This window comes from Acidimicrobiales bacterium (genome assembly GCA_036273495.1).
In the GTDB taxonomy this organism is placed as follows: domain Bacteria; phylum Actinomycetota; class Acidimicrobiia; order Acidimicrobiales; family JAJPHE01; genus DASSEU01.
The window spans coordinates 1-7,826 of the sequence record DASUHN010000134.1 but is presented as its reverse complement, the minus strand read 5'-3'; the positions used below and the strand labels follow the sequence as shown (position 1 = coordinate 7,826).

At 72.5% G+C, this 7,826-nt stretch carries 7 protein-coding genes; 1 reads left to right on the top strand and 6 read right to left on the bottom strand.

Going from position 1 to position 7,826, the window contains the following annotated elements:
• Positions 1–11 precede the first annotated feature (11 nt).
• The 5 genes from lysS to VFW24_05780 all read right to left on the bottom strand — a co-directional run bounded on the left by lysS (position 12) and on the right by VFW24_05780 (position 4,907).
• Positions 12–1,418, bottom strand: coding sequence for a lysine--tRNA ligase (gene lysS / locus VFW24_05800; protein HEX5266267.1), 1,407 nt, complete (start codon positions 1,416–1,418; stop codon positions 12–14).
• Positions 1,415–2,269 (bottom strand): SDR family oxidoreductase, encoded by an 855-nt coding sequence (locus tag VFW24_05795; protein ID HEX5266266.1) that lies wholly within the window; start codon positions 2,267–2,269, stop codon positions 1,415–1,417. Before VFW24_05795 ends, lysS begins: the two co-directional genes overlap by 4 nt.
• A gap of 126 nt (positions 2,270–2,395) precedes the next feature.
• The gene (locus tag VFW24_05790; GenBank protein HEX5266265.1) at positions 2,396–2,764 is read right to left on the bottom strand and encodes a hypothetical protein; all 369 of its coding nucleotides are present in this window, start codon (positions 2,762–2,764) and stop codon (positions 2,396–2,398) included.
• A gap of 2 nt (positions 2,765–2,766) precedes the next feature.
• Positions 2,767–3,828 carry a phosphotransferase family protein gene (locus VFW24_05785; protein ID HEX5266264.1) on the bottom strand — a complete coding sequence of 354 codons (1,062 nt, stop codon included), beginning with the start codon at positions 3,826–3,828 and terminating at the stop codon, positions 2,767–2,769.
• Positions 3,825–4,907 carry an LLM class flavin-dependent oxidoreductase gene (locus VFW24_05780; GenBank protein HEX5266263.1) on the bottom strand — a complete coding sequence of 361 codons (1,083 nt, stop codon included), beginning with the start codon at positions 4,905–4,907 and terminating at the stop codon, positions 3,825–3,827. The genes VFW24_05785 and VFW24_05780 overlap by 4 nt, the downstream gene beginning before the upstream one ends.
• A 72-nt stretch (positions 4,908–4,979) precedes the next feature.
• Between VFW24_05780 and VFW24_05775 the strand changes: the two genes are divergently transcribed.
• On the top strand, positions 4,980–5,750 hold the full coding sequence (locus tag VFW24_05775) for a glucose 1-dehydrogenase (GenBank protein ID HEX5266262.1): 771 nt from the start codon (positions 4,980–4,982) through the stop codon (positions 5,748–5,750).
• A 10-nt stretch (positions 5,751–5,760) separates the two neighbouring features.
• On the opposite strand, the gene VFW24_05770 is transcribed toward VFW24_05775, so the two are convergent.
• Positions 5,761–7,826: CoA transferase (locus VFW24_05770; protein HEX5266261.1), on the bottom strand; the 2,066-nt coding region annotated here is incomplete at its 5' end.

Here is a 7,826-nt window from a genome sequence, read left to right as displayed (position 1 = left end):
CTCGGGGCCGACTACCCCTCGGGGCGCAGGGTCGGGAACAGCACGACGTCGCGGATGTTCTGTACGTCCGCGAGGAACATGGCCAGCCGGTCCATGCCGATCCCGAGGCCGCCGGTCGGCGGCATCCCGTACTCGAGGGCGCGGATGAAGTCCTCGTCCACCGGCATGGCCTCCTGGTCCCCGGCGGCCCGCTCGCGCGCCTGCTCGGAGAAGCGGGCCCGCTGCTCGTCGGGATCGGTGAGCTCCGAGAAGGCGTTGCCCAGCTCCCGGCCCGCCACCACCGCCTCGAAGCGCTCGACGTAGCCGGGCGCGCCGCGGTGGGCGCGCGCCAGGGGGGACACCTCCTGGGGGTAGTCGCAGACGAACACCGGTCCCCAGAGCTTGGGTTCGGTCGTCTTCTCGTAGATCGCGAGCATCACCTTGCCCGGGCCCCACTCGTCGCGCAGCGGCACCTCGAGCTCGGCGGCCACGGCGCGCAGCTTGTCGGGGCCGAGGTCGAGGTGGGCCTCCCGCCCCGTGGTCTCCGAGATCAGCGTTGCCATGGTGGCCCTCCGCCACGGCGGGGCGAAGTCGAGGGGTTGGCCCGAGTACGACACGGCCGTGGTCCCGCGCAGCTCCCGGAAGACGTGGGAGACCAGGTCCTCGACCAGGGCCATGATGTCGTGGTAGTCGGCATAGGCCTGGTACAGCTCCAGCATGGTGAACTCGGGGTTGTGGCGCGGGGAGATCCCCTCGTTCCGGAACACCCGGCCGATCTCGAACACGTTCTCGAAGCCGCCGATGATCAGGCGCTTCAGGTGCAGCTCGAGGGCTATGCGCAGGAACAGGTCCAGGTCGAGGGCGTTGTGGTGGGTGCGGAACGGCAGGGCGTGGCCCCCACTGGGCACCAGGTGCAGCGTCGGCGTCTCGACCTCCATGAAGCCGCGCCCGTGCAGGAAGTCACGGACGACCTGCAGCATGCGGCTGCGGAGCAGGAACACCCGCCGGGTGTCGGCGTTGGCCCACAGGTCGACCTCGCGCTGCCGGTAACGGGTGTCGACGTCGGTCACGCCCCGCCACTTGTCCCCGAAACCCCGGCGGGCCCCGGCCAGGAGGGCCCACTCGGCCACCCTCACCGAGAGCTCGCCGCGCCGGGTGCGCACGACCTCTCCCCGGGCCCCGACCCAGTCCCCCAACGACAGGGCGGTGAACTCCTCGTAACGGTCGGTCCACCCCGATCCGGCAAAGAGCTGGACCTCCCCGCTCGAGTCCCGCAGCTCGGCAAAGTCCAGCTTCCCCTGGTGCCGGTGCAGCATCACCCGGCCCGCCACCGCCACGTCCTGGCCGGAACCGTCCCCGGGCTCGACGTGCCCGAAGCGCTCCGCCACCTCGGAGGCGGTCGCGGTGCGCTCGTAGCGGTAGGGGGGCTCGGTGCTCACGGGGTGGTCCCGGCCCGGCGCCGGCGGGGGGCGGTGCGGATCCAGGCCCCGGCGTCGACCGGGAGCACCACCCCCGTCAGCCACCTGGCGTCGTCGGAGAGCAGCCACAGCAGCGCCGGCGTGGTCGACTCCTCGGGCGCCAGGACGCCGGTGGGGAGCAGGTAGCTGCTCTCGAACTGCCGCAGGAAGTCGTGGCGCTCGATGCCCGCCACCCGCGCCAGCTCGGTGATCATGGGGGTGTCGGTGGCGCCCGGGCAGATCACGTTGACCCGGATCCCGTGCTCCCCGAGGTCGTTGGCCAGGCTGAGCCCGAGACCCATGACCGCGTACTTCGAGGTGGTGTAGTCGGCGTTCCACGACAGCGGACGGAGCGCCGCCCCGGAGGCGATCAGCACCATCGACGACCCGGGGCCGCGCTCGATCAGGTGGGGCGCGGTGTGCTTGCAGGTCAGCCAGGCGCCGGTGACGTTGGTGGCCAGCACGGCGTCCCAGTCGGCCTTCGGGATCTGCCAGGCGGGCATGAAGGCGTTCTCCACGCCGGCGTTGGCGACGACGTGGTCGATGCCGCCGAACTCCCGCACCGTGGCCGCCACCGCCCGGGCCATCTGGTCCTCGTCGCGCACGTCGCACTGCAGGGCCAGGGCCCGGCCCCCCGCCTCCTCGACCGCCGTCGCGGCGGCGTCGAGGTCGGCGCGGTCGGCCACCACCAGCGGGGGGTGGTCACACGCCCCCGATGCGACGTCGAGGAGGGCCACCGCCGCCCCCTCGCGCCCCAGCGCCACGGCGTGGGAGCGGCCCTGACCCCGGGCGGCCCCGGTGACGAGCACGACCCGACCCTCGAAGCGGCCCATCGGCACAACCTAGGGGCGGGCACGTTCGGCGTCGGCCGTTTAGGGGTACGGATCGGCCCAACACCGGCGCCGGGCGGCGCGGGCCGGCTCGGAGGACCCCGGCCCCCGCACCGGCGTCGGCAGGTCTCAGGCGGCGGGACCCGGTCCCTCCCCGGGTGCCCCGGCGTCACCGTCCCCGCCTCTGTCGGCGCCCTCCATCAGCCAGCGCCGCACGACCAGGCTGCTGGCCGAGGGGTCGTCGGGATCGAGGATCGCCTCCACCGGACGGGGTGGGCCGAAGGGCTCACCCGGGGCCTCGGCCACGATGGCCGCCGGCTCCCGCTCGGGCTCGAAGACCTCTCCGAAGCCGCGGGCGATCCCGGTGAGGAGGGCGCCGGTGGCCGTCCGCCGCCGCCACGCCTCGACCCGCGCCGGCAACGCGGTGTGGCTCTCCGGCCTGTTCTCGCCCCAGGTCTCGACGCTCTCCTCCACCGGCCACTCCAGGTCGTCCGCCACGATTATGCAAGCAGTTCGGCCAGGCAGACGGTCGCCTGGTTCTCCAGCCAGATGGAGTTGTCCGCCGGCATCAGGCCCCGCTCGACCGTCCGGTTCATCACCCGCACGACGATGGCGCAGTAGCGCAGGGCGGCGAACACCTCGAACCAGCGGAGGTCACCGATGTCCCGCCCCGAGAGCCGCCGGTACAGATCGGCCTGCTCCTCACGGGTGGGCTCACCCTCGAGCCGGGAGACGCCGGCGGATTCGTGGGACCACCGGTCGAACATCAGCCACCAGCCCAGGTCGACCTCGGCGGGGGCGATGCAGGCCGCCTCGAAGTCGGTGACGCACACGCACCGGAAGTCCCGCCAGATCATGTTTCCCGGGCGGGGGTCCCCCCAGTTCAACGTCGCCAGGCCGGCCGGGGGGAGCTCGGCCTCGAGCCACTCGAAGGCCCGGGCCATCAGCGGGTGCTCCCGGCCCTTCAGTTCCCGCTCCGAGTACCTGCGCCAGATCCCCAGCTGGCGGGCGGCCGAGGCGTCCGATCCCCCACCCAGCAGCCAACCGAGGCCCCCCTCCCGCCAGTCGACGGTGTGCAGGGAGGCCAGCACGCGGATGCCGTCCGCGATCATGGCCCCGCGGTCGGCCGGAGTGGCTTCGGCAAAGAAGCCGGACTCGGCGTAGCTCGGCGTCACGAGCGGCACCGCGCCGTCGACGAACTCCATCACGAAGAACGGCGCGCCCAGCACCGACGGGTCGGGCTCGTAGCCGATCGTCGGAGCCACCGGGACGACGCCGTGGGTCGACAGCGCCGCCATCACCCGGTACTGGATGTCGACCTCGATGTCGACGCCGGGGGCCTGCTGCGGATACACAGCGGGGTCGGGGCTCTCCCGCCGGAGGACCAGGTGCCTGGTGGAGGTGCCCGGGCCCCACGAGGCGTGCACGGAGATCGTCTCGGCCGAGAAGCCGGTGGACAGGGCCTCCACGTCGGAGACGACGAGGGGGCCGGCCGGGGATGCAGGCGGATCCAGCCGGGCCGACAGCCACTCGGCCAGGGCCGCCGTCTCGGTCTCGTTCAACTGAACTTGGGGATGACCTCGCTGCCGAACCGGCGCAGCGACTCGACCACGTCCTCGTGGCGCATGGGAGCGGCGTGCACCAGCATCAGCAGCAGGTCGACCCCCTGGTCGGCGTACCACTCAACGTCGCGGATGCAGGACTCCGGCCCACCGAGCACCATCGAGTGGTTGGCGCGCATCTCGTCGAGCTCGCGCACCCGCGCCTCCGCCCCCCCGAACCGCTCCCGGTACCACCGGTAGCTCTCGTCGGTGGCGCCCTCCAGGTCGGCCAGCTGGGCATAGACGTGCTCGACCATGTTGGCGTACCAGCACAGCCCCTCGAAGCCGCGGGCCAGGGCATCCCCGTCGTCCCGCCCGCAGTACATCATCGTGAAGGCGGCAAACTGGTCGTTGACGGCCAGGCCCACCGGATCCGTCGGCGCCTTGACCAGACGCTTGTAGTCGGAGACCTGGTCGGCCAGATCGTCGGTGGACGACACCGAGAAGTGCATGTACCCGATCCCCCGTTCCGCCGCCATCACGGACGACGAGGGCTGGGTCCCCGACACCCAGATCGGGGGATGGGGCTTCTGCACGGGTTTGGGCAGGACGTTGCGCGTCGGCATCCGGAACGTCGGGGAGTCCCACGAGAACTCCTCCTCGGTCCACATCCGGGGGATCATGTGCAGCGCCTCGTCCCACTGGGCCCGGGTCTCGTTGGGATCTATGCCGAAACCGTGGATCTCAAGCCCCGACGCCGAACGGGCGGTGCCGAACTCGAGGCGGCCCTTGGACATGATGTCGAGCACCGCCGCCATCTCCGCTGAGCGGATCGGGTTGTTGTACTTGAACGGCAGCAGACGCGAGCCGTGCCCGATCCGGATGGTCGACGTGTGCTGCGCCACCGCCGCCAGCCACACCTCCGGGGCGGACGCCACCGAGAACTCGTCGAGGAAGTGGTGCTCGACCGAGAACACGTGGGTGAAGCCGACGTCCTCGGCCACTTTGACCTGCTCCAGCGCGTCCCAGTAGCAGTCCGAGACGGTCGTGTCCCCCCACGGCCGCTTCGGCTCGATCTCGTACAGCAGCCCGAACCTCACGGTTTCGACCATACCGGAGGCGGACCCGGCTGGTACGGTCCGCGACCCCTTCGGCCCGGAGAGGAGCGCAGCGTGGGACGGCTTGACGGGAAGGTGGCCATCATCACCGGCGCCGCCCACGAGCGGGGTCAGGGCGCGGTCACCGCCCGCCTGTTCGTGGCCGAGGGGGCGCGGGTCGTGCTCACCGACGTGGTGGACGACGAGGGGACCCACCGGGCGGAGGACCTGGGCCCCGGCGCCGCCTATCTGCACCACGACGTGGCCGACGAGGCGGGATGGCGCGAGGTGGTGGCGGAGACCGAGCGCCGTTTCGGCCGGGTGGACGTGCTGGTCAACAACGCCGGCATCGCCCGGACCGGGCCGGTGGCCGAGCACAGCCTCGACGACTACATGGCGGTTGTGGGGGTCAACCAGGTCGGGGTGTTCCTCGGCATGAAGCACGTCATCCCGGCCATGGTGCGGGCCGGCGGGGGCTCGATCGTCAACATCTCGTCGGTCGACGGGATCCGGGGCATGGCCAACTGCGTCGGATACGTGGCCAGCAAGTGGGCCGTGCGGGGGATGACCAAGACGGCGGCGCTGGAGTACGCGTCACGCAACATCCGCGTCAACTCGATCCATCCCGGGTTCATCGAGACCCCGATCCTCCCGATCCCGGGGGAGACGGCCCGCCGGCTGTTCGACCACGCCCCCGCCGGCCGGATCGGCCAGCCGGAGGACGTGGCCCCGCTGTCGCTCTACCTGGCCTCGGACGAGAGCGGGTACTGCACGGGGGCCGAGTTCGTGGTCGACGGGGGCCTCACCGTCGGCGTGCCCATGCCGCCCGCCGTGGCTGGTCTCTAGCCCGCCGCAGTCAGATCGGCTCGAACAGGACCCCCCGCGCCACCAGGTCCTCGACGCGCTCGTCCGCCAACCCGAGCAGCGAGCGGCAGATGTGCCGGGTGTGCTCCCCGAGCAGTGGGGCCGGGAAGAGGTCCACGTCGGGAAACGCCGACGAGTGGAAGGCCGGCCCCTCGAACAGGACCGGGCCGAGACCGGGCTGGTCCAGCTCCCGCAGGTACCCCCGCGCCTGCAGGTGGGGATCGTCCGGCTCGTCGCTCATGTACATCATCCGCCCGGCCGGCACCCCGGCGGCCTGCAGGACCTCCATCACCTCCCGGTCGGCGCGCTCCGCCGTCCACTCCGCCAGCCGGGAGTCGATCTCGCCGGCTCGCCCCCGCCGGCCGTCGACTTCGGCCAGCTCGGGGTCGGTGGCCCAGGCCGGGCTCCCGAGCGCCCGCACCAGACCGGCCCAGTCGCGGTCGTCGCGACAGGTGATGACGCACCAGCGCTGCTCCCCCGCGCACGGGTATACGCCCCAGGGGAAGCCGCGGTCGCTCTCGTTGCCCCGGGGCCGGACCGACCCCGGTTCCAGCGCCTCCTGCAGGAAGAGGTCCCCGAGCAGGTTGAGCACCGTCTCCACTTGGGCGATCTCCACGTAGCACCCCGCGCCCGTGCGGGCCCGGCGCAACAGCCCCGCCAGCACCGCCACCGTCCCCAGGCGCCCGACGACGTGGTCGGGGAAGGCGACGTTGGCGCCGACCGGGCCCATCCCCGGGAAGGTCCAGAGGTGGGTGAGGCCGCCGACGGGCTGGGTGTTGGCGCCGTAGCCCCGCCACTCCTCCCACGGTCCCCCCCTCCCCATCAGCTGGCTGCTCAGCATCACGAGCCCCGGGTTCACCGCCGAGAGCTCGGGCCAGCCGAGGCGCAGACGCTCCATCGTGCCGGGCGGAAGGTTCTCCACGACGACGTCGGCCCGGCGGACCATCTCCAGCACCAGCTCCCGCCCCTCGGGGGTGGCGAAGTCCACCCCGAAGCTCTGCTTGGAGCGGTTCGACGATGCGAAGACGGCGCTCATCTCGCCGCCCTGGATCACACGGAACAGGTCGGGGCGCAGCCGGCTCTCCACCCGGATGGACTCGGCGCCGTACTCCGCCAGGAGGCGGGCCACCTCGGGGGTGGCTCCGGCCACGCCGAAGTCGAGGACGCGCACGCCGGCAAAAGGTCGGGCGGCGTCCGCCTCGCCGCCGGTCCGGGGACCGACGGGATCACGCGGCGCCGGCACCGGGTCGACCGGCGCCGTCCGCTCCGTCCAGGTGAACGGGCCCGCCACGCCGGGGGCCTCCGGAGCCGGGGTCCGCACGCCGGCCCGCACCCCGTCGATGGTCACGAACCCGTCGGGGACCGGACCCGACACCCCGTCGATGACCGGGACGGCGCGGAACGACCCCCTCCGGGCAAAGTGCTCGGCGGCCAGCACGTCCGCCGGCTCCAGCAGCGGGGTGACCCCCAGACCCCGGCGCTGGCCCTCGATCGACAGCTCGATCTTGGGATAGCGGGCGAACAGCTCCCGGTACAGCGGCTCGAGCACGTCGCGGGCCTCGATGCGTGCCGCCCCGACGTCCCAGTGCGGGTCCATCAGGAACTCGGGATCCCCCAGCCACTCCCGGATGCGGTGCCACTCGCGCTTGGTCACCACCGAGGCCCGGACGAAGCCGTCCTGGCACGGATAGATGTTGTAGATCGGCCCCCCGCCGTCGCGGACCTCGGCATAGCTGCCGAGGCGGCGGATGAAGCTGAAGCTGGTGAGCCCCCAGTCGGTGGTCTGGGCGCACGCCTCCATCACCGACAGGTCGATGTGGGCGCCGGAGCCGCGCCGGAGCCGGTGCCAGAGCCCGGTGAGGGCGGCGAAGGCCGCCACCACGCCCGCCACGTCGTAGGCCAGGTTGCCGGGCGGGAGCACCGGGGGCAGCTCCGGAACCCCGGCGCGGAAGAGCATCCCCGACAGGGCGACCAGCACCGGGTCGCTCCCGGCGTAGTCCCGGTAGGGGCCGCTGTGGCCGAAGTCGGTCACCGAGACCACGACCAGACCGGGCACGT